24 protein-coding genes and 1 other RNA gene are annotated in these 25,714 nt (G+C 59.1%); 15 read left to right on the forward strand and 10 right to left on the reverse strand.

Annotated elements, in window-relative coordinates:
* Positions 1-117: 117 nt before the first annotated feature.
* Positions 118-720 carry a TetR/AcrR family transcriptional regulator gene (locus ABRP98_RS00005; protein ID WP_349856943.1) on the reverse strand — a complete coding sequence of 201 codons (603 nt, stop codon included), beginning with the start codon at positions 718-720 and terminating at the stop codon, positions 118-120.
* 77 nt (positions 721-797) lie between these two features.
* Here ABRP98_RS00005 and ABRP98_RS00010 point away from each other — a divergent pair, with 77 nt between their 5' ends.
* Complete coding sequence (locus ABRP98_RS00010; RefSeq protein WP_349856944.1) at positions 798-1,781, forward strand: ABC transporter permease; 984 nt, start codon at positions 798-800, stop codon at positions 1,779-1,781.
* Between the two features lie 5 nt (positions 1,782-1,786).
* Here ABRP98_RS00010 and ABRP98_RS00015 read toward each other — a convergent pair whose 3' ends face one another.
* Together ABRP98_RS00015 and ABRP98_RS00020 are read right to left on the reverse strand one after the other, a co-directional pair.
* The gene (locus tag ABRP98_RS00015; protein WP_349856945.1) at positions 1,787-2,746 is read right to left on the reverse strand and encodes an SURF1 family cytochrome oxidase biogenesis protein; all 960 of its coding nucleotides are present in this window, start codon (positions 2,744-2,746) and stop codon (positions 1,787-1,789) included.
* Between the two features lie 10 nt (positions 2,747-2,756).
* Entirely contained in the window at positions 2,757-3,248 is a 492-nt protein-coding gene (locus tag ABRP98_RS00020; protein WP_023029032.1) for a low molecular weight protein-tyrosine-phosphatase, read from the reverse strand.
* Positions 3,249-3,341: 93 nt separating this feature from the next.
* Here ABRP98_RS00020 and ABRP98_RS00025 point away from each other — a divergent pair, with 93 nt between their 5' ends.
* From ABRP98_RS00025 to rnpB, 4 genes are all read left to right on the forward strand, one after another.
* Positions 3,342-4,484: a Nif3-like dinuclear metal center hexameric protein gene (locus ABRP98_RS00025; RefSeq protein WP_349856946.1), complete on the forward strand. Its 1,143-nt coding sequence runs from the start codon at positions 3,342-3,344 to the stop codon at positions 4,482-4,484.
* Positions 4,485-5,204, forward strand: a complete 720-nt coding sequence (locus ABRP98_RS00030; RefSeq protein ID WP_239269718.1) for a zinc ribbon domain-containing protein — start codon at positions 4,485-4,487, stop codon at positions 5,202-5,204.
* Positions 5,201-6,376 (forward strand): bifunctional RNase H/acid phosphatase, encoded by a 1,176-nt coding sequence (locus ABRP98_RS00035; RefSeq protein ID WP_284785340.1) that lies wholly within the window; start codon positions 5,201-5,203, stop codon positions 6,374-6,376. Before ABRP98_RS00030 ends, ABRP98_RS00035 begins: the two co-directional genes overlap by 4 nt.
* 15 nt (positions 6,377-6,391) lie before the next feature.
* Positions 6,392-6,845: RNase P RNA component class A (gene rnpB / locus ABRP98_RS00040), an RNA gene on the forward strand.
* A gap of 3 nt (positions 6,846-6,848) precedes the next feature.
* Here rnpB and ABRP98_RS00045 read toward each other — a convergent pair.
* Positions 6,849-8,123, reverse strand: coding sequence for a galactokinase family protein (locus ABRP98_RS00045; RefSeq protein ID WP_349856947.1), 1,275 nt, complete (start codon positions 8,121-8,123; stop codon positions 6,849-6,851).
* 251 nt (positions 8,124-8,374) lie between these two features.
* On the opposite strand from ABRP98_RS00045, the gene ABRP98_RS00050 reads away from it, so the two are divergent.
* Positions 8,375-8,569, forward strand: a complete 195-nt coding sequence (locus tag ABRP98_RS00050; RefSeq protein WP_349838261.1) for a hypothetical protein — start codon at positions 8,375-8,377, stop codon at positions 8,567-8,569.
* A 70-nt stretch (positions 8,570-8,639) separates the two neighbouring features.
* Here the strand turns inward: ABRP98_RS00050 and ABRP98_RS00055 are convergent, their stop codons facing one another.
* Positions 8,640-10,397, reverse strand: a complete 1,758-nt coding sequence (locus ABRP98_RS00055; RefSeq protein ID WP_349856948.1) for a CYTH and CHAD domain-containing protein — start codon at positions 10,395-10,397, stop codon at positions 8,640-8,642.
* 177 nt (positions 10,398-10,574) lie between these two features.
* Complete coding sequence (locus tag ABRP98_RS00060) at positions 10,575-11,615, reverse strand: DUF2786 domain-containing protein (protein ID WP_349856949.1); 1,041 nt, start codon at positions 11,613-11,615, stop codon at positions 10,575-10,577.
* A gap of 195 nt (positions 11,616-11,810) precedes the next feature.
* On the opposite strand from ABRP98_RS00060, the gene ABRP98_RS00065 reads away from it, so the two are divergent.
* The 5 genes from ABRP98_RS00065 (at position 11,811) to ABRP98_RS00085 (ending at position 18,327) form a co-directional block, all read left to right on the forward strand.
* On the forward strand, positions 11,811-13,148 hold the full coding sequence (locus tag ABRP98_RS00065) for a glutamine synthetase family protein (RefSeq protein WP_284769463.1): 1,338 nt from the start codon (positions 11,811-11,813) through the stop codon (positions 13,146-13,148).
* A gap of 7 nt (positions 13,149-13,155) precedes the next feature.
* Entirely contained in the window at positions 13,156-16,215 is a 3,060-nt protein-coding gene (locus ABRP98_RS00070) for a bifunctional [glutamine synthetase] adenylyltransferase/[glutamine synthetase]-adenylyl-L-tyrosine phosphorylase (RefSeq protein ID WP_349856950.1), read from the forward strand.
* Between the two features lie 97 nt (positions 16,216-16,312).
* A complete protein-coding gene (locus ABRP98_RS00075; RefSeq protein WP_349856951.1) occupies positions 16,313-16,684 on the forward strand; it encodes a Cgl2226 family protein in 372 nt (123 codons plus the stop codon).
* Positions 16,677-17,144, forward strand: coding sequence for a hypothetical protein (locus tag ABRP98_RS00080; protein WP_349856952.1), 468 nt, complete (start codon positions 16,677-16,679; stop codon positions 17,142-17,144). The genes ABRP98_RS00075 and ABRP98_RS00080 overlap by 8 nt, the downstream gene beginning before the upstream one ends.
* A 406-nt stretch (positions 17,145-17,550) precedes the next feature.
* Entirely contained in the window at positions 17,551-18,327 is a 777-nt protein-coding gene (locus tag ABRP98_RS00085) for an AAA family ATPase (RefSeq protein ID WP_349856953.1), read from the forward strand.
* Positions 18,328-18,331: 4 nt separating this feature from the next.
* On the opposite strand, the gene ABRP98_RS00090 is transcribed toward ABRP98_RS00085, so the two are convergent.
* A complete protein-coding gene (locus tag ABRP98_RS00090; protein ID WP_349856954.1) occupies positions 18,332-19,639 on the reverse strand; it encodes an MFS transporter in 1,308 nt (435 codons plus the stop codon).
* A 38-nt stretch (positions 19,640-19,677) separates the two neighbouring features.
* Between ABRP98_RS00090 and thrC the strand changes: the two genes are divergently transcribed.
* The 4 genes from thrC to ABRP98_RS00110 are packed head-to-tail and all read left to right on the forward strand — an operon-like array spanning position 19,678 to position 22,670.
* The gene (thrC, locus tag ABRP98_RS00095; protein ID WP_349856955.1) at positions 19,678-21,120 is read left to right on the forward strand and encodes a threonine synthase; all 1,443 of its coding nucleotides are present in this window, start codon (positions 19,678-19,680) and stop codon (positions 21,118-21,120) included.
* A gap of 7 nt (positions 21,121-21,127) precedes the next feature.
* Positions 21,128-21,274 (forward strand): hypothetical protein, encoded by a 147-nt coding sequence (locus ABRP98_RS00100; protein ID WP_005278279.1) that lies wholly within the window; start codon positions 21,128-21,130, stop codon positions 21,272-21,274.
* 25 nt (positions 21,275-21,299) lie between these two features.
* Positions 21,300-22,094 (forward strand): trypsin-like serine protease, encoded by a 795-nt coding sequence (locus tag ABRP98_RS00105; protein ID WP_349856956.1) that lies wholly within the window; start codon positions 21,300-21,302, stop codon positions 22,092-22,094.
* A gap of 30 nt (positions 22,095-22,124) precedes the next feature.
* A complete protein-coding gene (locus ABRP98_RS00110; protein WP_349856957.1) occupies positions 22,125-22,670 on the forward strand; it encodes an NUDIX hydrolase in 546 nt (181 codons plus the stop codon).
* Here ABRP98_RS00110 and ABRP98_RS00115 read toward each other — a convergent pair.
* The 3 genes from ABRP98_RS00115 to glnA form a co-directional block, all read right to left on the reverse strand.
* Positions 22,667-23,041 carry a hypothetical protein gene (locus ABRP98_RS00115; RefSeq protein ID WP_349856958.1) on the reverse strand — a complete coding sequence of 125 codons (375 nt, stop codon included), beginning with the start codon at positions 23,039-23,041 and terminating at the stop codon, positions 22,667-22,669. The two genes, ABRP98_RS00110 and ABRP98_RS00115, sit on opposite strands and share 4 nt — an antisense overlap.
* A 30-nt stretch (positions 23,042-23,071) precedes the next feature.
* Positions 23,072-24,016 carry a TDT family transporter gene (locus ABRP98_RS00120; protein ID WP_349856959.1) on the reverse strand — a complete coding sequence of 315 codons (945 nt, stop codon included), beginning with the start codon at positions 24,014-24,016 and terminating at the stop codon, positions 23,072-23,074.
* A gap of 231 nt (positions 24,017-24,247) precedes the next feature.
* Positions 24,248-25,681: a type I glutamate--ammonia ligase gene (gene glnA, locus ABRP98_RS00125; protein ID WP_284769474.1), complete on the reverse strand. Its 1,434-nt coding sequence runs from the start codon at positions 25,679-25,681 to the stop codon at positions 24,248-24,250.
* Positions 25,682-25,714: the final 33 nt, after the last annotated feature.

Below are 25,714 nucleotides of genomic sequence, written 5' to 3' on the forward strand. Positions count from 1 at the left end.
ACGCCTTAAGTCGTTGCGCATTCGTGTATCGAATATTAGACATACGGAAAATCCTCCAAGATTTCGTCCGCATCCCCAAATGTGTTGTTTCCGGTGTGCAGCCTCCATGAATGGGCTTTAAGGGGCAACGTTCGCTTCGGCTTGTGCTTCCAGTCCGTCAAGCATGAGGTCTATGAGGCGTGGAGTAAGTGCGTCGGAGGCGAGTGAGGGCTTGGGTTCTATCGGGATGGGGCGGGTGACTATCCCGAGACCTATGTGAAAATCCAGCGCATTGAGGCTCTCTGGGCATAAGTGTGCCTTTTTGGCGGGGATTAGCAGTTTGTCGTAAATGGCGATTAATTCCTCGGCGCGATGGTCGATGATGCGGTCCTTTTGTTTTCGCGTTTCGGGATCGCGCATGGCATCTTCATAGATTGCTTGGGCAAGGGTTGCTAGCTGCAAAGTTCCTATGGAATGGACGGTGGCGCGCCACGCGGTACGTGCATCGATAGCAAATTCCGCACTGTGGGCATCGATGATTGCGGCGATATCAGCCATTGCCTGCGCGCTTACCGCGTCGAGCAGTTCGATGCGCTCGGGGAAGTGACGGGTGGCCGTGGCCACGCCTACTGAAGCGGCCTTCGCAATGGTCCGCATGGAAATTCCAGGCCCCTCAGTAGTGAGTAGTTGCCTGGTGGCGGTGACTATTGCTGCACGATTATTGGCTGCATCTTGTCTCATGGTTGACATCTTAACAAATGGAACACTATGTTCTATTTAAGCAACTGAAATACACTGTTCCATATAAGGGGGTTGTCATGAGTTCTACTGCGACTCTTTCGCGGATAAACACCACTGCAAAAATCTGTGCCGCCGTGATTGGGGTACCAATCGTTATCGGGCTAATGCTATTTGCTTGCCTTGCCCCCAACTTTTCTTCCGGACCGCAAGGCGTGCCCGTTGCTGTGGCCGGGCCAGAGCAGATGGTCAAGCACATGACCGATAAAGCAGGCGAGGATGGACCCGATTTAAGGGTTTATGAATCCGACGTCGATGTGCGCGATGCGATTGAAAACCGCGACGTGGTAGGTGGTCTGGTTATCACCTCATCGGGAGCACAAACCTATACGGCCTCTGGCAACGGTGCTGCCTACACAGAGATGGTGAACCAACTGGGTAAGTCATTCGAGGCACAAGGAATGGAGGTTTCTACCGAAGACCTTGCACCGACATCGGAGGAGGATCCGCAAGCTACTGGCATCGGGTTGCTAGGGCTGCCTTTGGCCTTTGGCGGCATCGTCTCCGCAGTCATCGCCACCTTTGTTTTCCGCCGCCGAAAGTGGGCCAAGTTTGTAGCGCTCGTCGGGATCGCCGCAGCGGGATCGCTCGTGGCCACGTGGATGCTACACACCGTCTACGGCACGTTAATCGGCAATTTCGGTATGGAATGGTTGGCCATCGCCCTGGGTATTCTTTCCACCTCATTGCTGACAGCAGGCTTAGCTGCGGTGATCGGTACCGCAGGTGTGGGAATTGGTGCGGTGCTGACTATCTTCCTAGGAAACCCACTCTCGGGCCTGGCCACCGGACCATGGTTGCTTCCTGATGGCTGGGCTACTTTGGGGCAGTGGATGCCCATTGGTGCAACGGGGTACCTCGTTCGTTCCTTGTCTTATTTTAATGGCCAGGGCGTCGGGTTCGTGTGGTGGGTATTCGCGGTCTGGATCGCAGTAGGCTTCGCATTACTCATGTGGGACCGGTCTGCCAGCACTACAAAATCGAAAGCAGGTCAGGAGGGCTAGGAAAGTTAGTAGCGCTCGCGGCGGCGCTTTTTCAGCTTGGCATAGTGATCCGGCTTGGAATCGCCGTAGCGGGAGCGGTTGCGCAGCGCCGCGGCGTGAGATGCGGTATCGGCTTCGGCAGCGGCGGTGGTAGCAGCCTCGGTTCCAGGCTCGCCGTGGGCGGAGGGACTGGAGGAGGGGACATCGGCAAGCGATTCTGCGTCCGCATTGAGAGCCTGCATGGCGGCTTCTTCCTCGCGCAGGCGGCGGCGCTCGCGGATCTCGGACCAAATAAAGTAGCCCAAACCCAGCGGGGCCATGATGCCAAAGGCAATCCACTGGTAGCCGTAGGAAAGGTGGTTGCCGCGGTCGAGCTGCGGGATGGGCATGGCGTTGAGGACGCCCGGCTGGTCCTCAGAGAGCTGGATATAGTCTTGGCCTAAGTCAGCACCGATAAGCGAGCCCACCTGCTCGGTGTGGATGGAATAGACCTGCTGGTAGCCCTCCTGCGTGATGGGGGCGGTTTTGTGCTCGGCCTCATTTGAGCGCACCATGCCGGTAATCGTTACCTCCTCGGAGGGAGCGGGCGGAATATCCGGCACCGCATTGCCCTCCTCGGCGCTGACCCAACCGCGGTTAATCAGCATAGTCAGGCCCGCATCGGTGCGGAAAGGCACCAAGGATTGATAGGACGGGCCGGAACCGGCGGGGCGCAGGCGAAGCAGCACCTCATCTTCGGGCAAGTAGTGCCCCTTGAGCGTGGTACGGGACCATTCGTCACCGGAAATGGCGCCGTCATCGTCCACGACCTGGTCAATCGGCTGAGGATCAGCCTCGTAGGCGTGGGTGATGTTTTCATTGCGTTCCACAATGTCATCGTCCTTTCCCAGTTGCCACGGGGCAAGGACACTAAAGGCCAGGTAGGAAAATGCCACCACGAAAAGCAGCATGAGTACCCAGCCAGGCTTGAGGAACGTCTTTAGCATGCCCCCAAGTCTAGTCGTGGTTTTCGCGAATCCAATCCAGCAGGCCGGGGACGGCGGCTTCGATATTCTTGCGCGCGGTTTCGAAGTCTTCTTCGGTGCCGTAGTAGGGGTCTGCGACCTCTGCGCCTTCCGGGGAATTGGGATCGAAGCTGCGCATCAGGCGGACCTTGTCAGAGTCGATGCCTAGATCGATGAGCGAATCATAGTGCCCGGAATCCATCGCGATGAAGAGATCGGCGTCCATGTGCTCTTCGCCCAATTTGGATGCGCGGTGGGAGGCCCCATCGTGTCCAGCGCGGCGCAGCTCCGCCACGGCCCGCTCATCCGCGCCTTGCCCCACGTGCCAGCCGCCGAGCCCGCAGGAATCCACGGTAGCGAGGAGATCGAGCATGTCATCTTCCATTTCATCGCGAACGATGATTTCGGCCATGGGCGAGCGGCAAATATTGCCGGTGCACACAAAGACGAGGTAGAGACCCGAGTGAGAAGAAGATTCAGTCATGCGAAAACCCTTTGCGCAGATAGTACTGTAGTGCGGGAGACAGGATATAGCACTAGCGTAATTTAAAAGAATCGAGCATAAAGGAGTATCCCCATGTCTGCTGTGCGAGTGGGCGATGTGCGCCGCGTTTTGGATCAGGCCTATCCGCCCCATTTGGCCGAAAAGTGGGATGCCGTAGGCCTTATTTGCGGCGATCCCGCAGACGAGGTGCGCACCGTCGCCTTTGCCTTGGATTGCACCCAAGAGGTTGCGGACCGTGCGGTTGAGCTCGGCGCGGATATGTTGGTAGTCCACCACCCGCTGCTACTGCGCGGCGTGGACTCAGTGGCGGCCGATACGCCCAAGGGCAAGGTCGTACACACCCTGATTAAAAATGGCGTGGCGCTTTTTGCCGCCCACACCAACGCCGATAAGGCCCGGCCAGGGGTTAACGATAAGCTCGCGGAACTCGTGGGCATTACTCCGGGACGGCCCATCGTGCCGGAGGCCCCAGAGACCATCGATAAGTGGGGAGTGCATATTCCTGCAGGCAGTGCGGAGCAGGTAAAGCAGGCGCTTTTCGATGCCGGCGCGGGCCACATCGGCGCCTATTCTCACTGTTCCTTCGATATCGCGGGCAAAGGCCAATTCAAACCGGAGGAGGGTGCGGACCCGGTAGAAGGGGACATCGGCAAGCTGCACCGCGGCGAAGAGATACGGGTGGAGTTCGTGGCTCCCGCGTCGTTGCGGGCCACGCTGATTGCGGCGCTGCACGAGGCGCACCCATATGAGGTGCCCGCCTATGACATCGTGGAAACGGCCGGAAGTGGCGACCTTGATACCGCACTGGGCCTGGGACGCGTGGGAGAGCTGCCCCGCGAGATGACCCTGCGGGAGTTTACGCAGCAGGTGGCCAATGCCCTGCCCGAGACCGCATGGGGCATCCGGGCCGCCGGGGACCCAGAACAGACCGTGCGCACCGTGGCGGTCTCATCCGGCGCCGGGGATTCCTTCCTGGCAGCTGCGGCAAAGCTGGGCGTCGATGTGTATGTCACCTCCGATCTGCGCCATCACCCGGTGGACGAGCATTTGCGCGCTGGGGGACCAGCCGTCATCGATACAGCCCACTGGGCCAGCGAATTTCCCTGGACGGCGCAAGCAAGCGATATCGTAGAAGCAGCATTAGAACTAGATACGGAAATTATTAGCCTGCGTACTGATCCGTGGACTATCTCCGCGCACCCAAAGGAGTCATAAGTGAAACTATCGCAAGAACTACAGCCGGTACTGCTGGAATTGGCCAACCTGGAACGCTCGCAAGGCATTGGCGGGGAAAAAGAGCTGCCAGAAAAGGTTGAGTACGACAAGGCACAGCAGGAACACAAGCGCTTGCTCGATGCCTCCGGTTCCGCGCAGATGGCAGTCGATGACATGGAAAATGAAATCCTGCGCATCCAGGCCGATGAGCGCAAGCTGCGCCGGCGCGAGCGCGATGACAAGGGTCAGCTCGGCGCCGAATTGGATACCGAAAAGCGCAAGGACATCGAGCACGATCTCTACGCCACCAAGTCCCGCATCGCGGATCTGATGAGTGAGCTACAAGAAGCCCACAACGAGATCCACGCGCTGCGCTCTAACCTGGACGTGCACGGTGCGCGCGTCTCGGATTCTGAGCGCAAGCTGGAAATGCTGCGCCGTGCCGCCGACGCCGCCCAAGAGGCCGCGGATAACCAGCCCGATCCCGCCGTGCGCATCGCGGATTTGCGCGAACAGCTGCCCTCCGATGTCCTGGAGGAATACGACGCGCAGCGGCAAGAAAACGGCGTTGGCGCCGCGCAGTTTAAGGCCAACCGGGCCTGCGGCGGCTGCTTCATCGTCTTGCCACCCGCCGATAAAAACGCCGTGCGCAATGCGCCTGCCGATGAGCTGCCACAGTGCAGCGACTGCGGTTCCTACCTGGTGCGCCTGGCATCATGAAGGTCATCATCTACGCCGATGGCGGCTCGCGCGGCAATCCCGGAGTAGCCGGTTCAGGCACCGTCGTTTATGCCGCGGATGGCGCAACCATCCTGCGCGAAATCGTCTATGTGGTAGGTACCAAGGCCACCAATAACGTGGCCGAATACCACGGCTTATTGCGCGGGCTCGAGGCAGCCTCCGAGCTAGGTGCCAGCGAGGTGGAGTTCTATATGGATTCCAAGCTCGTCGTGGAACAGATCAACGGGCGCTGGAAAATCAAGCACCCCGATATGCAAAAGCTGGCCCTTAAGGCCCGCACTCATATCGACGGGTTTTCTTCCTTCAGCCTAGACTGGGTCCCGCGCGCGAAAAATAAGGTGGCGGATGCCCTATCCAATGATGCGATGGACGCGGCCGCGGCGGGGCATAAGGTGGGCATCGTCAAGAGCGATGCCGATGAGCCTGCCGCCGAGCCTTCGTCCGCAGCCGCGCCGGGTGAGTCTACGCCTGTCGAGGGCGAGAAAGAGTGGGATACCTCCGCGCCGCACCCTTCCGACTGGCTGGGCGAGCGCGACGATAAAACCCGGTTTATCCTGCTGCGCCATGGGCAAACCGAAATGTCTGCCGCCAAGCAATACTCAGGGCGCGCCAATCCGGAGCTTACTGAACTGGGTAAAAAGCAGGCGCTCGCCGCCGCACAGGCCCTTGCCGGTACCACCATCGACGCCATCGTGTGCTCGCCGCTGAAGCGCTGCCAGGAAACGGCGGCCGCCGTCGCGCATGGCCGCGATATCGACGTGGTGACCGAAGAGGGCCTGAGCGAGGTGGACTTTGGCGAGTGGGAAGGAAAGACCGCAGCCGAAGCGCACCAGCGCGACCCAGAGATACACGAGCAGTGGCTGCACGATGCCGCCACACCGTGCCCCGGCGGGGAATCGCTGCAGGCTGTTAACCGTCGCGTGCGCGCAGCCCGCAAGGAATTGCAGCGGCGCTATAGCGGCAAGACGGTGCTGATTGTCAGCCACGTCAACCCCATCAAATCCTTCCTCTGCCAGGCCCTGAACGCTGGTCCGGCGACCTTCCAACACCTGTTTTTGGATCTGGCGGCGCTATCGGATGTCGAGTTCTGGGACGGTGGCTCTATGGTGCATGGATTCAACGATGTGGGACACCTGGAGGGGCTGCGCTAGACTAAAGAGCGCGAATGAGCCGGCCGGGCGATCGCGTCGCCGCAAACGGGCAGCGTTGGTGCTGTTACGTGGGCGCCGAGGAAAGTCCGGACTCCACAGAGCACGGTGGTTGCTAACGGCAACCCGGGGTGACCCGCGGGCAAGTGCAACAGAAAGTAGACCGCCTTGTGGCTCCACTTGCGCTTCCACCCAAGTTGGGACCACAAGGTAAGGGTGAAACGGTGCGTTAAGAGCGCACCAGCACCGTCAGCGATGGCGGTGGCTGGGTAAACCCCACCGGGAGCAAGGCATCACGGCCCTGCCACGTCGCAGGGCCCGATCAGGCGTTTTAAGGCTGCTCGCCCGAGCCTGAAGGTAGCTGCTAGAACCAACTGGCAACGGTTGGTCTAGATGGATGTTCGCCGCGCGGCGTTCCTTTTAATGGGGCGCCGCGGTTAGACAGAATCCGGCTTATAGGCCGGCTCATTCGCCCTTAATCTTCTACCTTGGCGGGCTCGCCCGCGGCCAGCTTCACCAGCAGGAAACCATCATCTGCTAGGTCCGCCGCGAAGTTTTCCGCGCGGTTGCTGGGGACATAGGCAATAACGGCGCCAGATAGCCCCGCATGCGCCGAACGCGCGGCCACCGCGCCGCGGACCGTGACCAGCTCTGCGAGCTTTTCCGCAGAATCGAAGCCATAGATATTGGTCAGCGAGGCCTGCGATTGCAAGACAATGGGGAAAAGCTCGTTGCGGCGGTGCGAGCGCAGGTAGCGCACAAAGTGCTCCACACGGGTGGTTTCTTCCTCATAAAATGCCATCCACGCGGTAGCCGCATTGATGCTGGGGCGACCGTCCTCGCCGTAGACCTTGTGTACGGCTTTGAGCCACTCCACCACTCGCTGCTGTGCATCAGGCAATAAACGCAGCGACTCCGTGCCGAAGGAATGGCAAGCATCATCAATAAACTGCTGGCGTTGGCGGATGTCACTAATTGCCTGTTCCTGTTCGTGCGCAACGTCCCCGGGCACCGCCACGGCAAAGGCCACCACGTCCTGGCCCACCACCTGTGGCGCATGGGTGACCGAACCATCGGCATAGTCGATGATGCACACGCCGTCACCACTGCTGCGCAGCGCGGCCGTGTGGCGCGCGCGAAGGGCAGGCTTATGAGCAAAGGTGGTCACCGCTTGGGTGCAGACATCCGCAACGCGCACGCGCAACGGCGCGTCGAGGTTATCGGTTGGGCCCATTAAGGCAAGCGCAACGGCAACATCCGCCGCCGATGCGGCGCCTAAGCCGATATCGGCAGGGATATCGCTGACGATGGTGATATCCGCCCCAGCCGTTTCCCGGGATAGTAACTGGCGGTTGACCATGGTGTGCACGATGCCGCCGATGCGCGCGGCAAGCCCTCCTTCTGGTGCGGGCGGGATGACCGGTTGGCCCTCAGAGTTCGTCGTGGGTTGTTGGGCCGCAGCGAGCGCAGCCACCTCCTGCAGGCTAATGGAATCGTGCGTAGGCTCCCCGCTAGCCGGTATGTAGTGGACCGAAACGATGCCATCCGTGCGCGAACTGACGGCCGCTGCTGCGCGGAGATCCGACAAGCTTGCGGCGACGATGCCCCCATAGTGATCGATATGCTCACCAATAAGTGGCCAGGTCGCGGGCGCGCTGGCGACATGGGTGGGCTCCGTTCCCACGATAGAGGCGTGTTGTTGTGCAACGCGCTCAGCAATAGGGGACTTAGGCGTCGACCACAGTGGCATGAAGGCAAAAGCTCCTTTTCCAATTCGGCGGATAAAAATCACGCGGCTACGTGGCGCGGGCTAGCGCCATGGAGAAAGTAGCCGATAAAGCGGCTCCCTCGCTCCGCGTGAGAGAGCAGGGGAGGCATCAAAAGAAATACTGCCCTCATATTCTAGCGGGCGTGTGTTTTCGTGCATGGGTAGTGTGGGCACCAACCACAAACAGGCGGCGCACACGTGCTGCCCAGAGTATATAGACGAAAGGGACTACCGTGGCGACCACAGCAGATGAGAAATGGTATTACGACCCCTCCACCAAAGAAGTCAGCAAAGGAAAAGTATCCGGCTGGGAAAACCGCATGGGCCCCTACGACACCCGCGAAGAGGCCGAGCACGCCATAGAAATCGCGCGCGCTCGCACCAAGGCAGCCGATACCGCAGAAAAGGAAGATGATGGCTGGGACTAGTTAATTTCCCAACCACCATCTGACTGCCCTTTATGCGGCCTAACGCGGCACAGCTGGTGCCTCGGCAGCGCTACTTCTTCAGCTTCTTGCGCAGCGGCTTAAACGCGGCCTTGATGTCCTTGAAAGACTCGTTGTAATCATCCAAGGCAGAAAGGCCGATAGCGCGTTCGCGCTGATACAGCAGGCCGTAGCCAAAGGTATCTTCCCCGCGGCGGTGCGCGTTCTGGGATAGCTCGAGCAACTTATCCCGCGAGGTAACCGAGTCTTGGAAATCCCCCAAGACCGATTGCATCTTTTTGCAGGCCTTGTACAGGCGCTTGGTCTTTAGTTTCGTTGCTGAACCGGCCGCCTCTGCTGCGTAGCGCAGCTTCTTGGCAGCCTTGCGCATATCGTGGAAATAATCCTCGCGCTCGTGCAGCGAAAGCTCCGCGTTATCCCAATTGTCCACGGCCTTCTTATGCCGCTTGACCAATTTCTTATAGGCCTTTTCTAGGTGGCGTGCCATTACGGCATCGACGTCCTCGGCCTCCGCGTCGGCAGCGTTAGACGGTTCTTCCGTCTTCTTTTCAGCGGCCGAATTTTCCTCTGCAGCATGCGCTTGTGCGGATTCTTCGACTGAATTATCGGTTGTATCCCCAGCCGCTTCCTCAGTCGCGTCCACAACAGCGGAATCGTCATCACTATCGGTATCTTCTGCGGACTGGGACCCGGACGTAGGGGGATCCGCCAATAGGCGGTCGAGGGACTCGAGTAATTCGAGGTATTCCTCAGAATTTAGCGCGGCGATAACCCTGCGGTGCGCCCGCCGGTAGGCGGTACCCATGTCGCGGGAGATGTGTTCGCGGGTGGCGGCATCTAAGGTATCGGAGTCCTCGGATTCCAGGAGTTCTTGCCAGCGCTCTTCTACGACCTCTGCATCGCGGGCTACGCCCAAAATGCCGGCGAGCTCTTTGAGGTCGGCTTCGATTTTTTCAATCTGTGGGCCGACGACGATGCCGTGAAAAGTCTGTAGGTGGCTGCGCAGCTCGCGGGTGGCCACACGCATTTGGTGCACCGAGTCCCACTCATCGCGGCGAACGCGCGGATCGTAATCAATGAGCTTGTCGCGGTTAGCCTGCAGCGCTGCAATCACCGCTGCTGCCGGGGAATCCTCATCAACATTCGGGGTTACGAGCGCGGGCGGTAGGGGAGCATTGTTGTAGGAATCTCCCAAGGCCGACTTCAACTTAGACGGGGACGAAGAAACGCGAGCCCCAGCGCCGATGAGAAGTGAAGTCGCGCGGCGGATGAACTGGCTTCCTTCTTCGGGGCCTGGAAGCTCACCGGCAAGCTCCACTTCCCATTCGCGCCAGGATTGCTGCTGCCCGCCGGGCAGAAAGGAAAAGGCGGTGACGTGGTCATCGCAGAATTCCGCGACAGGATTATTGTGCTCGTTCGCAAGCAGCATCTCGGTGCGGTTATTATCCACCTGCGCAATGGGGCTTAACTCTTTGTGGCGAACGATAGAGCGCACTTGCTTTACAAGCTCTTGGGGCACCTCGTATTTGCCGTATACCGGTTCTCCCAGTTCGGCATGGATCTCAGTTCGGCCGCCCTCGCTTGGGATTTTGATGTGCCAGCCATCGTCATTGCCGCCGGTGCGGCGGCGCAAGGTGATTTTGGCGTGCGTTAGACGTAAATCTTCCGTGTCGTAATAAATGGCGGATAGAGCGTGGTGGCGCGTTTCTGCAATATGGTCAACGGATTCGAGTCGAGTGAGTTCAGGTAGTTGAGTCGATTCTGCTACGGCGAATTTCGCTTCTACTTCCAGAAAAGTCTGTGTTGACATTCACATACCCTTAAGCTTTTACAACAATTAATTTCACCTGTGATCCTACCTGTGACGCGCAGCACGCGCCTGAAAAATTTCGCAGTGTTTGCTGTGCGCACAGGTAGAAATGAGCCGCCGACACCATGGGACTGAAAGGGGGGGGAAGAGCAGGCCGCGGCGTACCCGCCATCGGTATTAAGAATCGATGCCCGCGGTAGGCCCGCCTAAGTGAGACTTTTCCGCGGCCGTGATGCCATCAGTGATGCCGTGCAAGCTATTCATGGATAGCGAGGAGGTAGTCAGGTTCGGAAATAAGCGGTTTCGGGTTTCCGCGGCATGATCGGTGCGCGCTTGGAGCGCAGGCAGCGTCTGAGTGGCGATGAGCTCTGCGTGGTGACTGCAATAGGGAGATTCATCGAGTTTTTCTTCGATGCCGTCTTCATTGGCCAGCTGTAGCAGCTCCCCGATCCGGGCGGCATAGGAAAGGCGGAAGCTCCGGCGATAGGACGCGGTGGTCTGTGTGGCGCGGGCAAACTCGGCCCCTTCGCTATTGCGCATGTACCAATCGCATTGGCGGTTCAGCGAGGAGAACAGATCGGCGCAGTGGGCGGCGTCTTCGGACGCGCCGATGATGCAGGCAAGGCCCTTTTCGTGGATGAGGAGGGTGGTGCACCCATTGGCATTGGCGATGGTGCCTAACAAGGTGACCTGATGCTTGATATATGGCGGGTGAACGTGCACGCGGTGGGAAATGAGGCGGGGCTGGTCCACGGTTAAGAGATCTTCGATGCGGTATTTCTGCTGCAGCGACTGGGCTTTAGAAATAAGCACCTCTGCCTCTTCTGCAAAGGACGTGGATTCTGCCTTGCGCAATAGCCCCAAGACCTTGTGGCGGATTTTGTCCTGCTTATCGCTAGAGTCACCAGCCTGGCTCAACTCGCCGCCTGCTAAAAGTTCGGTATCGTGCAAACGTGGCAGGTGCACCAGCTCTTTCATGATGGCGCGCATTTTATCGCGGGGAATGAAGTTTTCTTGCGGGGCTTCTAATTGCAACCACGCTTTGCGCAGCACGGGTGAGGTGATGCGGGCAGGTACGTGCGGGCTAGCGCGGTAGATGAGGGGATAAGAATAAGAACCAAGGATGTGGCGTAAATCGTCCGGGGACCACCCGTATTGGGCGGCGGTCACTACGGCATCGATAACGCTGGCAGAAAGTTCATCAACGTGGGAGTTCATACTAGTTTCTTCCTTTAGAAAGCTTGTACAGGTGTTCGCTTGCCCCACTAGCAAATCACGTGCGCGAAGCCGTACCTGCTGCATTAACCCCCGCTAGCTACCCCCTGAATACTCTGGCGACCTGCGAATCTGACCATGTGGAAATTGACTAATGAACTGCACACTGCCTAGCGGTGAGCCGGTAAGGTTTAGGGCATGAATAGCCAACACGAATTCGTCTTACGCACCGTTGAGGAACGCGATATCCGCTTTATCCGCTTGTGGTTTACGGATATCATGGGCGCCCTCAAATCCGTAGTGATGAGCCCCTCCGAACTCGAATCCGCCTTTGAGGAGGGGATTGGCTTTGATGGCTCTTCGGTAGAAGGGTTTTCCCGGATCTCTGAATCGGACACCATTGCGCTGCCGGATCCCTCCACCTTCCAAATTTTGCCCTTTGATGACAACGAGCCGGACCTGCAAACGGCGCGCATGTTCTGCGATATTGCGCAGCCGGATGGTCAGCCTTCCGTGGTGGATCCGCGCCATATCCTGCGCCGCCAGGTTACCGAGGCGGCCAATGATGGATTTACCTGTATGGCCTCGCCAGAAATTGAGTTCTACCTGCTGGAACACAGCAAGGAACTGACAGACCTGGTCCCCACCGATAATGGCGGGTATTTCGACCAAGCGACGCACGATACCGCGCCGCTCTTCCGCCGCCGCGCCATGCTGGCACTGGAATCACTCGGCATCGCCACCGAATTTAGCCACCACGAAACCGCGCCGGGCCAGCAGGAAATCGATCTCCGCCACGCCGATGTGCTGACCATGGCGGATAATATTATGACCTTCCGGCGGGTTATTAAGCAGGTAGCCACGGATTCAAATGTGCGGGCTACGTTCATGCCCAAGCCTTTTGAGGATCTCCCGGGCTCCGGAATGCATACGCACTTTAGCCTTTTTGAAGGCCAGTCCAATGCCTTCCACGATCCGGATGATGAATTTTCGCTCTCACACACCGCCAAGCAGTTCATCGCCGGAATTTTGGAGCACTCTACGGAAATGAGCCCCATCATCAACCAGTGGCCCAACTCCTATAAGAGGCTGATGTTTGGCAATGAAGCGCCGGGTTCGGCTACGTGGGGCGTGCAGAACCGTTCTGCCCTGGTGCGCGTGCCGACGTACCGCCTGACCAAGGAGGAATCGCGCCGGGTGGAAATCCGGTCCATCGATGCCTCTATGAACCCATACTTGGGCTATGCGGTGATCCTCGCCGCTGGGCTGCGAGGCATCCGGGAAGGCTACGAATTAGACGAGCCCGCGGAAGACGATGTCCACCAGCTCACCCACCGGGAACGCCGCGCCATGGGGTATAAGGATCTTCCCTCCAGCATGGATCAGGCTCTGCGCGAGTTTGAAAAGTCCGAATTTATGGCGGAGGTCTTGGGCGAGCACGTCTTCGAGTTCTTTTTGCGCGCCAAATGGGAAGAATGGCGCGATTACCAGCGCCAAATTACGACAGTCGAGCTGCGCAACAACCTGAACTTCTAGGAGAATAATGCGTCCTGCCACGGTGCCGTCGCCGGCGTCGCTGGGCCTTAGCCGGTCCCATGCCGCACAAGACTTAGAACAACTGGGATGGAATAACCCGGAGTCCGTTGACATCTTATGGACGCTGGCTGCGGTCGGTGATCCAGATTTAGCGCTTAATAACCTCGTGCGCATTTACGAGCAGGCCCCGGAGCTCGATGCGGAAATCCGCAGCAATGAGCAAGTGAGGGTGCGCCTTCTTGCGCTCTTGGGTGCGTCGACGGCGTTTGGGGATCACCTCGCTGCCCACCCGGAGCTGTGGGAAGAGCTGAAAAAGCCCCTGCCGGAGCCAGAAGAGATGCTCACCAGCCTGCTTGAAACGGTCGGCGCGCAGCCGGCAACGTTTGCGGCAGAGCTCGATGCTCCCGATCCAGCGAGGGAGGATCTCAGCGCGCCGGGTACGTACCGCGCGAGCGAAGGTGAGCATAAAAAGGAGATGCGGACCCAGTACCGCACGCTGATGATGCGGCTCGCCGCGCACGATGTGGCGGGTACCTTCCACTCCCGAAAGGGGCAATCCCGCCCGCAGCCGGAGGTAAGCTTCCGGCAGGTCACCACGCTGACGACTGCGCTTGCCGATGCCGCCCTTACCGCCTCCCTTGCCGTTGCGGTACGCAAGATCTACGGCGATGATCCGCTCGATGCGCAGCTTGCCGTCATGGCGATGGGTAAGTGCGGTGCCGGCGAGCTCAATTACATTTCCGATGTGGACGTTATCTTCGTCGGCAGCGAGGCAACGCCCAAAGCTACCCGGCTCGCCGCGGAGTTTAACCGGATTGGGTCGACGACATTTTTTGATGTCGATGCGAACCTGCGGCCGGAGGGTAAGTCTGGGGCGTTGGTGCGCACGCTGGATTCGCACGTGACCTACTACCGCTGGTGGGCAGAGACCTGGGAATTCCAGGCGCTGCTCAAGGCGCGGGCGATGACCGGCTACCTGCCGTTGGGGGAGGATTACCTGGAGCAAATCCGGCTGATGGTCTGGACGGCCTCGCAGCGCGATTCCTTCGTGGAAGACGTGCAAGCCATGCGCCGGCGCGTATTGGATAATGTGCCGGATGAGCTCAAACATCGCGAGCTCAAGTTGGGCGTCGGCGGGCTGCGCGATATCGAATTCGCGGTGCAATTGCTGCAATTGGTGCACGGTCGCTCCGATGAGTCCCTGCGTGCGCTTTCGACAGTGGATGCCCTCGACGCGCTTATCTCCGCAGGCTACGTGGGCCGCGAAGATGGCACGCAGCTCATTGAGGCCTATGAATTCTTGCGCCTTTTAGAACACCGCCTGCAATTGGAGCGCTTCCGCCGCACGCACACGCTGCCGGCAGACGATGATGAAGCGGGCCTGAACTGGCTCGCGGTGATTTCGGGGTTCTCCCCGCAGGGCACAAAGTCTGCGGTGCAGGGCATGTTAGCGCATTTGCGGCGCATTAGGATGCGCATTTCCGAGTTGCACTCGCGCCTGTTTTATCGCCCGCTGCTTAATTCCGTGGTGACCATGTCCGCCGATGAGCTGAAACTTTCGCCCGAGGCGGCAAAGCTGCAACTTGCGGCATTGGGCTATAGTTCACCGGTGCGCGCCTTCGAGCACCTGACCTCCTTGGCATCCGGTACGTCCCGCAAGGCACGTATTCAAGCAATTTTGCTGCCGACCTTGATGGAGTGGCTAGCAGACACCGCGGATCCGGATATGGGGTTGCTCAATTACCGCAAGCTATCTGAGGCCGCCCGCGATAAGTCGTGGTTCCTGCGCATCCTGCGGGATGAGGGGATCGTCGGCCAGCGCTTGATGCATATTCTAGGAACCTCGCCGTTTACCGCGGACCTTATTATCAGTGCCCCGGATTCGGTAAAACAGCTTTCCGATGGCGCGACCGGCCCCAAGTTGCTCGAAACTAAGCCGGAGCAGGTGTCCATGGCGCTGGTTAATTCCAGCAAGCGCCATGCGCACCCGGATAAGGCGGTGGCGGTCGCGCGCTCGCTACGCAGGGTGGAGCTGGCGCGCATTGCCAGTGGCGATCTCCTAGGAATCATCCCTGTTGAGCAGGTGTGCCAAGAACTGTCGACTATCTGGAACGCGGTCTTGGAAGCCGCCCTGCGCGCTGAGGTGCGGGCTTGGCGGATGGACCACGAGGATGCGGAACCGCCGGCGCGCATTGCGGTTATTGGTATGGGTCGGCTCGGTGGCCGTGAGCTTGGGTTCGGCTCCGATGCAGATGTTCTTTTTGTGGCAGAGCCTGAGGCTGCAGACGATGAAGGCGAGGCTATGCGGTGGGCCATCGGGATCGTCGATAAGCTGCGCCGTCGACTTGCCAAGCCCTCCGGGGATCCGCCTTTGGACGTTGACTTGGGCCTGCGCCCAGAGGGGCGTTCGGGTGCGGTGGTGCGCAGCATTGCCTCCTACAAGCGCTATTACCGCGAGTGGGGCGAGGCCTGGGAAATGCAGGCGCTGCTGCGCGCGGCCTTCATCGCTGGGGACGAGGAAGTGGGCGAGCGCTTTATGGAGATGATCGATGAATACCGCTACCCAGATAGCGGCGCGAGCCAATCCACCATTCGCGCCATCCGGCGCATGAAGGCTCGCGTGGATAATGAGCGCCTGCCGCGGGGAGCCGATCGCACCACCCACACGAAGCTGGGGCGCGGGGCGCTGACCGATATTGAGTGGACGGTGCAGCTGCTGATTATGATGCACGGGCACGAATATCCCGAGCTGCGGCAACCAGGAACCTTGCCGGTGCTGGAGGCGCTGGAAGAAAGCGGTATCTTAAGCGCCGATCAAACTAGTGACCTGCGGGATGCGTGGTTGATGGCAACGGATGCCCGCAACGCGTTGGTGCTGGTGCGCGGCAAGCGCGTGGATCAATTGCCTGGGCCGGGCCAGCAATTGGCTCAAGTAGCCGGCGCGGCCGGCTGGACGCCGGAGGATAACCAGGATTTCCTAGATACCTACCTGAAACTGACCCGGCACGCACGCAAGGTGGTCGATGAAGTCTTTTGGGGAGAGGAGGAATCCTTCGAGCATTCTTAAAGTTGCCGCATAACTTGGTCTATACAGCGCTAATTCCCTTAACTTTTGAAGTATCGGATCCTAGAGTAGGAATAAGTTAGAGAAAGGATCTTTGGTTATGTCATTTCAGCTGCAGCTCGATGTGGACTCCGCCACCGTTGGAGAATTGGCCGCATTGCTTTCTGCCCCTCGCGCGGCAGGAGTCCGTGATGATGACGCCCTAGAATTAGATGGCACCACCTTGACCATTGAGGTCTCGGCCCCACAAACAGGCGCATCCCGCGGCGGGCAGAATCTCGACGCGCCGCAGCGCGCAGACGACCTTGGCCGCGAGGGCGGTGCGGACTCCCGCTCGCGCGGGCGCGGCGACCGCATTGGGGAGGCCACGATCCGCTCGCTCATCGATATTTTGAATGAACGCGGCAATGGTAATTCCTCGCGCGGCAATGGTTATGGCTTCTTCGGAGGAAACTCGGATTACCATGGCTAAATCTTCGGGAGCCCACCGCAGGAAGCTTATCTACCTCTGGGGCTGTATTGCCGTGGCGGCCATTATCGCCGTCGTCGTTGGCACGTGGGCAACCAGTCGGCATCACCCGCCTAAAGGGACGATGACCGTGGGAGATGCCGTAGCCGGGGGAGTGGTGCAAGAAGAAGCGCCCGCCCAGGTGAATGGTGCGGTAGGAAGCGATGCGTCTTCAGAGGCCAATCGCGTGATGTCGCTGGCGAAGGCGTTGGGGATTCCCCTGGAATCGGTGCCGCGCGATATTACCCAGAATAAATCCGGAAAGTCTGATGTCCGGCAGTATCTCGAGCGCGAATTAAAGAGCGCCGTGGCCTCTGGTGAGTTGGATGAAGACGATGAAAAGGCCATCATCGGTGCCTTCGAAAAGGGGATTGTCATCCCCGCCAGCGATGGCATCGTGGCCGAAAGCGCCCCGGCGAATTAGGCCAGTGCCATGGGCACTGGATTGCCTGCGAATGGTCCCTAAGAAGTTTCAGGAAACCGGCAGACTGACGGTATGGCCTTAACAGCTCGTCTCCCTAGAGTTATCCCATAACGAAACGGTAACGAATAAAGGTATGCGTTACCGAGGGACTGGAGGAGACGATGACAATAAGCAATAGATTATCTACAACCTTGGCGGTGGCTGCAGCCATAGTATTTCCTATTAGCGGGGGATTGGCGATAGCCTTTGCGGTAAATACGGTTCCAGCAGAGACCATTGCCCAAGCCGCAACCGGGGATCCATTAATCCTGCACCTCAAGTCCGCACTCGAGGTAGCAACAGCACTAGCGAAGAGATAGCGTGCATACCCCAACTGTGCACCGCCGCTGCTGCTAAAGTTCCAGGCATGTTGGTTGATGCCATTCGCCTGAAATCCATGCCGCGGGATTATCGCCGCAGCCTGCCTGCCTTCGATTACCTAGCGGATTTAAGGCGCTTTTCCTTTACCCGCCCGGTGACGATTTTCGTCGGCGATAACGGCATAGGAAAATCCAGCTTCTTGGCTGCCATGGCAACGGATCTTGGGTGCTCTCCCAAGGGCGGCCGGATGGGGGATCCGGAAGCAATCTTGCCAGTAAGCCCGGTGGCTTGTGAGTGCACGGAGCTTATCCAGCGCGCCTATTTCCTGCGCGCGGAAACCCACGAATACCTTCTATCGCGCGAACAATCCCCCGAGGAAACCGGTGGGCGTTCCACCCTGCCCATCCAGGTGGATGTGCAGGCCCGCTCGCACGGCGAGTCCGTGTTCGACGTGCTCTATGAGCGCGTTGACGGCGCTGGGGTCTATATTCTGGATGAACCAGAATCGGGATTGTCCGTCGTCCGGCAATTGGCATTGATAGCGGAAATCGCCCAAGCCGTTGACCGCGGTGCGCAGGTATTTATCGCCACGCATTCACCCATCCTATTAGGCTGCCCCAATGCCGATATCGTGGAATTAAATGACACCGGCTTTCAGCGCATTTCCTTTGACGAGGCCGAGGCCGTGGCCGCCACCAGGGAGTTCCTCGAGGACCCTGAGGGGACCATCAACTTTATCTTGGCCCCAGACGCAGAAGATGCAGAGGCGGAGGATGCAATGGCAGCCGACACCACGGTGGACGAGGCCGAAAGGCACGAATAGACCGCTAGGTTACTTCCACGATCCGCACGGATGGCCCCGCGTAGCCGCCGCGCCGACGCAGGATGTGGGTGATGACAACACCAGCCATGCCACACAGCCATATGGCTAGGACGGCGAGTGAGGCGGAGGTGAAATCGGGCATGGAGTAATTGGGGGCATCGGCAGAGTGGTCCAAGACCATGCCAAATAATTGCGCGCCCAACATGCCGGAGGTAAACCCGCCCATATTGCCTAAGCCGGTGGCGGTGGCGACGACAGAGCGGTCCATGTTCTCGCGGATGATGTCGAAGCCATAATTCGACGTCGGCGTGCACAGCGCCAAGATAAAGGAGACCACGGTGATGGCCGCCAGACCCCCGCCGGTGCCGAAGGCGAAGAATAGTACCCAGGTCAGCACGTGCAGGCACACAAACCCAAGCGCGACCCAGGGACGGATATTCTGCGCGCGGGAAGAAATCCGGCCGTGCAGTGGACCGACAAGAACCAAAAATACGGCCAAGAGGGTGAGCACAAGGCTGGCCTTGCCCTTGGACAGCTCCATGCCTTGGGTCATCATGGGCATGCCCCACAGCATGACAAAGACAATCAGCGGCAACATGCCGCTGTAGTGAATAAAGTACGCCTGCCAGGCGATGGGCGAGGTAAAGACCGCCTTTAAGCGGGCACCGATGCTGCTGCCCTGGGAATTGGGCGGTTCTTTTTCTAAAGGGATAACCCCGAGCTTCTCTGGGGAGTCAGCGACCGCGACGGCGGCGGCAATGGCAACGAGGATGCCTACTGCGCCCAAGGTCACGAACGCCGCGGTCCATCCCGCAGTTCCTAGCAACCAGAGGAAGGGGACGGCGGAAATGAATTGGCCCATCTGGCCAATGGAGGAGGTCACCTGGGTAAACATCGGTGTGCGGTGCAGCGGGAACCAGTAAGGCAGGATGCGCATCACCGATAAGAAGCCCGTGGCATCGCCGGCGCCGATGAGCACGCGTGCGAAGATAGCTACCCCGTAATTGCTGGTAAAGCCGAGTATGACCTGGCCAACGCCCATAATGACCGCGCCCACCACGAGCAGGATGCGGGGGCCAAATTTATCGATCAGCATGCCGGTGGGGATCTGCGCGATGGCATAAACGCCCAATTGCACGGAGGTAAATACCGCGATGCGCCCGGCATCGACGTCGAAGCGCTCGATGGCATCAAGGCCGGCGACGCCGAAGGAAGACCGCCCGGTAATGGCTACGAGGTAGACCGCCATTGCCGCGATCCAAATCATTAACGCCTGGGTTGTGATAACTTCTCTGGGATTTGGCTGCGACATGGCTGATACCTTACGCGTTAACTACTAGGATTCATCTTGTGAAGTATATTTCGACCCGTGATACCACCGGCCAGCCCGCATCCTTTACGGATATCCTTTTAGGAGGGCTCGCGCCCGATGGCGGCCTTTACCTGCCTGAAACCTACCCGCAACTAGATTCCGCCACGTTGGATGCGTGGCGCGATGTGGTGAAAACCAACGGCTATGCCGCCCTTGCGGCCGAGGTCATCAAGCTGTTTATCGATGATATTCCAGACGAGGATCTGGATAAAATCGCAGCCCGGGCATATACCAACCCGAAGTTTGCCTCCCCAGAGATCGTTCCGGTCACTGAGCTTGGCGATGCCCTCTTTATCGGCCACCTGTCCGAGGGCCCCACCGCTGCATTTAAAGATATGGCCATGCAGCTTTTGGGCGAGCTTTTTGAATACGAGCTTGCCCGCCGCGGGGAGACGCTGAATATTTTGGGCGCTACCTCTGGCGATACCGGCTCTTCTGCTGAGTACGCCATGCGCGGGCGCGACGGCATCCGCGTTTTCATGTTGACCCCAGCCGGGCGCATGACCGCCTTCCAGCAGGCCCAAATGTTTGGCCTGGATGATCCGAATATCTTCAATATCGCTCTCGACGGTGTCTTTGATGATTGCCAGGACGTGGTAAAGGCCGTCTCCAGCGATGCGGAATTTAAGGCCAACTACCGCATCGGCGCGGTCAACTCCATTAACTGGGCGCGCCTGCTAGCCCAGGTGGTTTACTATATTTCCTGCTGGATCAAGGTCACCGATACTAACGAGCAGAAGGTATCCTTTAGCGTTCCTACCGGTAACTTCGGCGATATCTGCGCCGGTCACATCGCGCGCAGCATGGGCCTTCCCATCGATCGCCTCATCGTGGCGACGAATGAGAATGACGTCTTGGATGAGTTCTTCCGCACCGGCAACTACCGCCCGCGTCCGGCCGCGGAAACCATGGCCACCTCGTCGCCGTCTATGGATATTTCCCGCGCCTCGAACTTCGAGCGCTTCGCCTTTGATCTTTTAGGCCGCGATGCCGTCCGCGTTGCGGATCTCTTTGGCACCAAGGTCAAAGAAGGCGGGTTTAACCTGGAAGAAGAGCTCATCACGGCCGCGCGTGAAGACTACGGTTTCTTGTCCGGTTCCTCTACCCACGATGATCGGCTCGCCACCATCAAGGACGTCCACGAGCGCTATGGTTACCTGGCGGATCCGCACACGGCCGATGGCATCAAGGTGGCGCGTGCGGCCCAAAAAGAGGGCGTGACGACGCCCATTATCTGCCTGGAAACGGCACTGCCGGTAAAATTCAGCGAAACCATTACCGAGGCCATCGGGAGCGCGCCGCAGCCACCGGAGCGTTTCGTTGACATCCTAGATGCGGAGCGCCACGTGGCGGATCTGCCCAACGATGCCGCAGCGGTCAAGGACTTTATTACCTCGAGCATCAAGAACACGGAGGTGTAGCAACCACATGGCATTAGAAAACTTCGCCGGGCCGGAGCACTATACCGAATTCGATCCGGAAAAATTCATCCGCGACTTAAAAGCACAAGCAGAGGCGGATAAGGAAGAACAGGACAAGGACTCTGCAGGTGACGCGGGTACGGATAGTCAGTAGCCTGCTGGCAGCAGCAGGGCTGTTTATGGTGGCATCGTGTAGCACCGATGCCACCCAGCAGCAGGATGGGGTGGTTGCACAATCCACCGACACGCCACCGCCGGCGCCGCCGAACGAGTTTTATGAGCCCGCGGTGGTGCCGGTGCCCCCAGGCGCCGCGCTGAATTTAACCACGAGCGACCCACAGCCGGGCGAGTACTTTAACTTCCAGTCCTGCACCGCGGCGTGGTCCTTCGCGCTTGCCGATGGCCGCACCATCGCCGTGACAGCCTCCCATTGCGGCAAACCTGGCGATAAGGTCTGGGCCGGAACCCAAGAGGGCGATTTTGTATACCCAGCCGATCCGGTAGGCGAGGTGATCTATTCGGATTTCTTTGCCGAGGAGACCAACCACTTGGACGTTGCCTTCATCGAGCTATACCGCGATGCGCAGTACTTCACTCCAGGCGAGGTAGCCACCACCGTAGCGACGCAGCTGGACAAGCTGCCGGACGCGGTATGCAAGCTGGGCAGTTCTACCATCGTGACCTGCGGGAACGTGAAAAACGCGGTGGATTCCACACAACTGAATTACCAGGGCCTAGAACACGATTCCAACGCCGCCCTGGCGGAGATGTGCAGCGCGGTCGGGGATTCCGGCGGGCCCGTTTACGGCGATGTGGATGGCCGGCAGACCATCGTGGGGCTGGTCTCTGGAATCACCGAGCCTTTGGACGAGGGGCATAGCTGCGAAGACACGCAACAAAACATCGACGTGGCCTTTACCACCGCACCGGATATCCAGGAATTGGCGCTGAAGGTTCTCGGCCCCGTGGTATAGGATCAGGCACAATTGGCTACGCTAGGTGGTATGCCAACGCCTGATTATATTGTGAAGCTGCGCGAATCCATCGGCCACGATCAGATCTTCGTCCCCGCGTGCAGCGCCATCATTCTCCGCGATGTACCCACCGGTGCGGCCCTATGGGAGGTGCCGTCTGTACTGCTAGTCAAGCGCGCCGATAATGCCGTGTGGACCCCCGTGGAAGGCATCTGTGAGCCGGGCGAGGAGATTACGACCACCGCCTTGCGGGAGGTCAAGGAAGAGGTGGGCCTCGATGCCAAGGTGGAAGCGCTCCTCGGCGTTGGCCAATCTGGTCCGGTGACCTATCCCAATGGCGATGAATGCATGTTCATGGGCACCGCGCTGCGCCTATCTGTCGCCGACGGCGCCGAGCCCGTCATCAGCGATGAAGAAAACACCGAAGCGCAGTGGTTCTCGGTGGCCCACCTCCCGGATAGCGTGTCGCGCCGCCATCGCCTGATGATCGCGGATGCCGTGGCACACCTCAAGCACCCCCAGGGGTTTTCTCCCCGCATGAGCTGGATGAAGCGCAGCGAGCAGCCCGGGCTCTAGCGTGTTTCCTCCGCGCCGATGAGCAGCTGTCGTAGCTCCTGTGCGCTGTTCGCTACGACCAGCTCTTGGGCGATGCACTCCCGGGCCTCTTCCACGTCTTTATCGGATCCGCAGCAGATGACCGTGGCATCGATAGTCATCAGCAGCTTGCCGCGACGCGCCAGCTCAAAAAATAGGGCACTATCTTCTGGTCCCCATTCCCAGGCGGTGCCATAGAAATCCTGGGCGCCATCGCCAAGCCAGGAGGTTTCAAGCGTTAGGCCTGCTCGGCATAGGAAGACCCCATCGCGCCGCAAGCCGGCGAGCACCTGCCGCACCCCGCCAAGGCCCGCGGCATCCCAGGCGATGAAGGTAATAGGCGAAGAGCTCATGGCCCGATGATAGACGAGGAAAGACACCCCCTAGTGAGTCAGTTCTTTGCGCGTTCGGCCCTCCCAGAGCCAGCCTAAGAATCGCGCTGAGCACAGGCACCAGTGCGCGATAAGGAGCAAGGGAATGCTCAGCGCGACAACATCAAGCCATTCTGAACCATTGACCAATGCGGTCTGGTGCCCGCCCATGCTCACGGTGCCGGGCGGAAAGGTGCACGCCCACCACGCAGGGGAGTAGGGGACCCAGCGAGCTGCCTGCGGATAGAAAGTCACCATCGCATAAAGCGAAAGCGGGATGGCGATGGCGAGCGCGATAAGCCCGTAGTACACGGAGACACTGCCGGGGTAGAGGATCTGCATCGCGGTGGTAGATTGCCCAACCACGCCCAGTGGCACCCACGCGGTGGCGGATTTTCCACCACTAAAATCCACCTTGCCGTGCCAGGCTGCCCAGTAGACGTAGACAAATACTGGGACTGCCGTCAGCAAGGACATGGCGAAGAGCGCGGTGCCCATGATGTGGTATAGCTGCCCGTAATCGGGGGCAAGCCACCCCGCTACTGAAGCTGAAATCATCGGCCCCACCAAAGGAAGGCCCCAGGTAAAACGCGGCTCGCCATCGAAGCGGGTGAGCTGAATACCCCACGTGATGACGGTGACGGGGCCACCGATCCAAAAGCCGACGAGGCGGAATACTCCAATGCCCGTCAACCCAGATAATGCCGCCCCAAGCGCGAGGACGCCGATGAAAAACATAGACCACTCCGCCATGGTGGTCCGCTCAAACCGCGGACTGCGGTAGCGGGTGTAACCGGCGGTCAAAACAACGAAGATAGCGCACGCAAGTGCAGCAAATACACCAGCGGCAACAAACATGTCTTCTTCAACCAACATGCGCGAGACGATGGAAGTACCCATAAGGCTGCCGGCCCAAGCCGGACCAGGCGGGGGAAGGTGGCGGAATTTATCAGTCACTACCCAGATTCTAGTTTCATCCAGAGCTTCTTACTTAGACTGCGCCACTTTTTGCCTAGTAAAAACCCTCATGTGCGCGCTGGGGAGCGGCCACTGTCAAAGTGGGCGGCGGGTATGACGAAACTCTCGGGCACGCTTACCTGTGCCGATGCAAGCAAAAAGAAAGCAGCCACCTAAGCATTGTTTAGGTGGCTGCCTTGTAGGAGAAACTAGCTGAGAACTAGCGACGCCTTAGCAGTCAAAGTAGAGCTCGAACTCCTGCGGGGTGGGACGCAGACGCGCGGGGTTGATCTCGTTTTCGTACTTGTAGTTGATGTAGGTCTCGAGGAGATCCTCGGTAAAGACATCGCCCTCGGTCAGGAAGTCCATGTCTTCCTTCAGCGCCTCCAAGGAAGCCTCCAGGGAGGTCGGTGCCTGCGGGATGGATTCAGCCTCTGCCGGCGGCAGCTCATAGAGGTCCTTATCCACCGGGGCGTGCGGCTCGATGCGGTTCTTCACACCATCCACACCGGCCATCATCATGGCAGCAAAGGCCAGGTATGGGTTGCTGGATGGGTCCGGTGCGCGGAACTCGATGCGCTTAGCCTTTGGGTTGGAACCGGTAATTGGAATGCGGATCGCAGCCGAACGGTTGCGCTGGGAGTACACCAGGTTGATCGGCGCCTCGAAGCCCGGAACCAGGCGGTGGTAGGAGTTCAGCGTTGGGTTGGTAAAGGCGAGCACGGCGCCTGCGTGGTGCAGGATGCCGCCGATGAAGTAGCGGGCGATATCGGAAAGCCCTGCGTAACCAGCCTCATCGTGGAAAAGGGGCTCGCCGTCCTTCCACAGGGACATGTGGGCGTGCATGCCGGAACCATTATCGCCAGCCAGTGGCTTTGGCATGAAGGTCGCGGCCTTGCCCCACTCCTGGGCGGTGCGCTTGACCACGTATTTGAAGGTCTGGATGTCATCGCCGGCGTGCAGCAGGGAGTTGAAGCGGTAGTTGATCTCGTTTTGGGCCGCGCCCACCTCGTGGTGGAAGCGCTCGATCTGGAAGCCGACCTCTTGCAGGTTGGCCACGATGTCATCGCGGACCTCGCTGTGCTTATCGTACGGCGGGGTAGGGAAGTAGCCACCCTTCACGCGGGTCTTGTAACCGGTATTGGGAGTGCCGTCCAAGTTGGTCTCGTTATCGCGGTTCCACCAGCCTTCATCGGAGTCCACCTCAAAGAAGCCGTGCTGCATATCGGTGCCATAGCGCACGGAATCGAAGAGGTAGAACTCGGCCTCGGCGCCAAAGTTACAGGTATCGGCGATGCCGGTGGACTGCAAGTATTCCTCGGCCTTGCGGGCAATATTGCGCGAGTCACGGGTAAAAGGCTCAAAGGTAAAGGGATCGTGGACGAAGAACTTGATATTCAGGGTCTTCGCCGAACGGAAGGGATCGATATGCGCTGTGGCCGGATCCGGCAGCAGCGTCATATCGGATTCTTCGATGGTGGTAAAACCACGAATGGAAGAACCATCAAAGGCCAAACCATTTTCTGCTTCTTCTTCAGTAAATTCGCTGGCAGGGATGGAAAAGTGGTGCTCGGTGCCGGGGACGTCCGTAAAGCGGACATCCACGAACTTTACGTCCTCATCCTGAATAAATTGGACGATGTCCTGCACTGTCTCGAAAGACAAGATTGCCTCCTGTTTGTTGGCCGATGAATTATC

Source organism: Corynebacterium sp. KPL2838 (genome assembly GCF_040225455.1).
Classification (GTDB): Bacteria; Actinomycetota; Actinomycetes; order Mycobacteriales; family Mycobacteriaceae; genus Corynebacterium; species Corynebacterium rhinophilum.

Coding starts and splice junctions, on each gene's coding strand:
- ABRP98_RS00015 (WP_349856945.1), bottom strand. CDS start 2,746: ATGCTAAAGACGTTCCTCAAGCCTGGCTGGGTACTCATGCTGCTTTTC.
- ABRP98_RS00100 (WP_005278279.1), top strand. CDS start 21,128: ATGGCATTAGAAAACTTCGCCGGGCCGGAGCACTATACCGAATTCGAT.
- ABRP98_RS00085 (WP_349856953.1), top strand. CDS start 17,551: ATGTTGGTTGATGCCATTCGCCTGAAATCCATGCCGCGGGATTATCGC.
- ABRP98_RS00045 (WP_349856947.1), bottom strand. CDS start 8,123: ATGCCACTGTGGTCGACGCCTAAGTCCCCTATTGCTGAGCGCGTTGCA.
- ABRP98_RS00025 (WP_349856946.1), top strand. CDS start 3,342: ATGTCTGCTGTGCGAGTGGGCGATGTGCGCCGCGTTTTGGATCAGGCC.
- ABRP98_RS00020 (WP_023029032.1), bottom strand. CDS start 3,248: ATGACTGAATCTTCTTCTCACTCGGGTCTCTACCTCGTCTTTGTGTGC.
- ABRP98_RS00070 (WP_349856950.1), top strand. CDS start 13,156: ATGCGTCCTGCCACGGTGCCGTCGCCGGCGTCGCTGGGCCTTAGCCGG.
- ABRP98_RS00115 (WP_349856958.1), bottom strand. CDS start 23,041: ATGAGCTCTTCGCCTATTACCTTCATCGCCTGGGATGCCGCGGGCCTT.
- ABRP98_RS00075 (WP_349856951.1), top strand. CDS start 16,313: ATGTCATTTCAGCTGCAGCTCGATGTGGACTCCGCCACCGTTGGAGAA.
- ABRP98_RS00005 (WP_349856943.1), bottom strand. CDS start 720: ATGAGACAAGATGCAGCCAATAATCGTGCAGCAATAGTCACCGCCACC.
- ABRP98_RS00010 (WP_349856944.1), top strand. CDS start 798: ATGAGTTCTACTGCGACTCTTTCGCGGATAAACACCACTGCAAAAATC.
- ABRP98_RS00105 (WP_349856956.1), top strand. CDS start 21,300: ATGGTGGCATCGTGTAGCACCGATGCCACCCAGCAGCAGGATGGGGTG.
- ABRP98_RS00065 (WP_284769463.1), top strand. CDS start 11,811: ATGAATAGCCAACACGAATTCGTCTTACGCACCGTTGAGGAACGCGAT.
- ABRP98_RS00055 (WP_349856948.1), bottom strand. CDS start 10,397: ATGTCAACACAGACTTTTCTGGAAGTAGAAGCGAAATTCGCCGTAGCA.
- ABRP98_RS00060 (WP_349856949.1), bottom strand. CDS start 11,615: ATGAACTCCCACGTTGATGAACTTTCTGCCAGCGTTATCGATGCCGTA.
- ABRP98_RS00110 (WP_349856957.1), top strand. CDS start 22,125: ATGCCAACGCCTGATTATATTGTGAAGCTGCGCGAATCCATCGGCCAC.
- ABRP98_RS00080 (WP_349856952.1), top strand. CDS start 16,677: ATGGCTAAATCTTCGGGAGCCCACCGCAGGAAGCTTATCTACCTCTGG.
- ABRP98_RS00035 (WP_284785340.1), top strand. CDS start 5,201: ATGAAGGTCATCATCTACGCCGATGGCGGCTCGCGCGGCAATCCCGGA.
- ABRP98_RS00090 (WP_349856954.1), bottom strand. CDS start 19,639: ATGTCGCAGCCAAATCCCAGAGAAGTTATCACAACCCAGGCGTTAATG.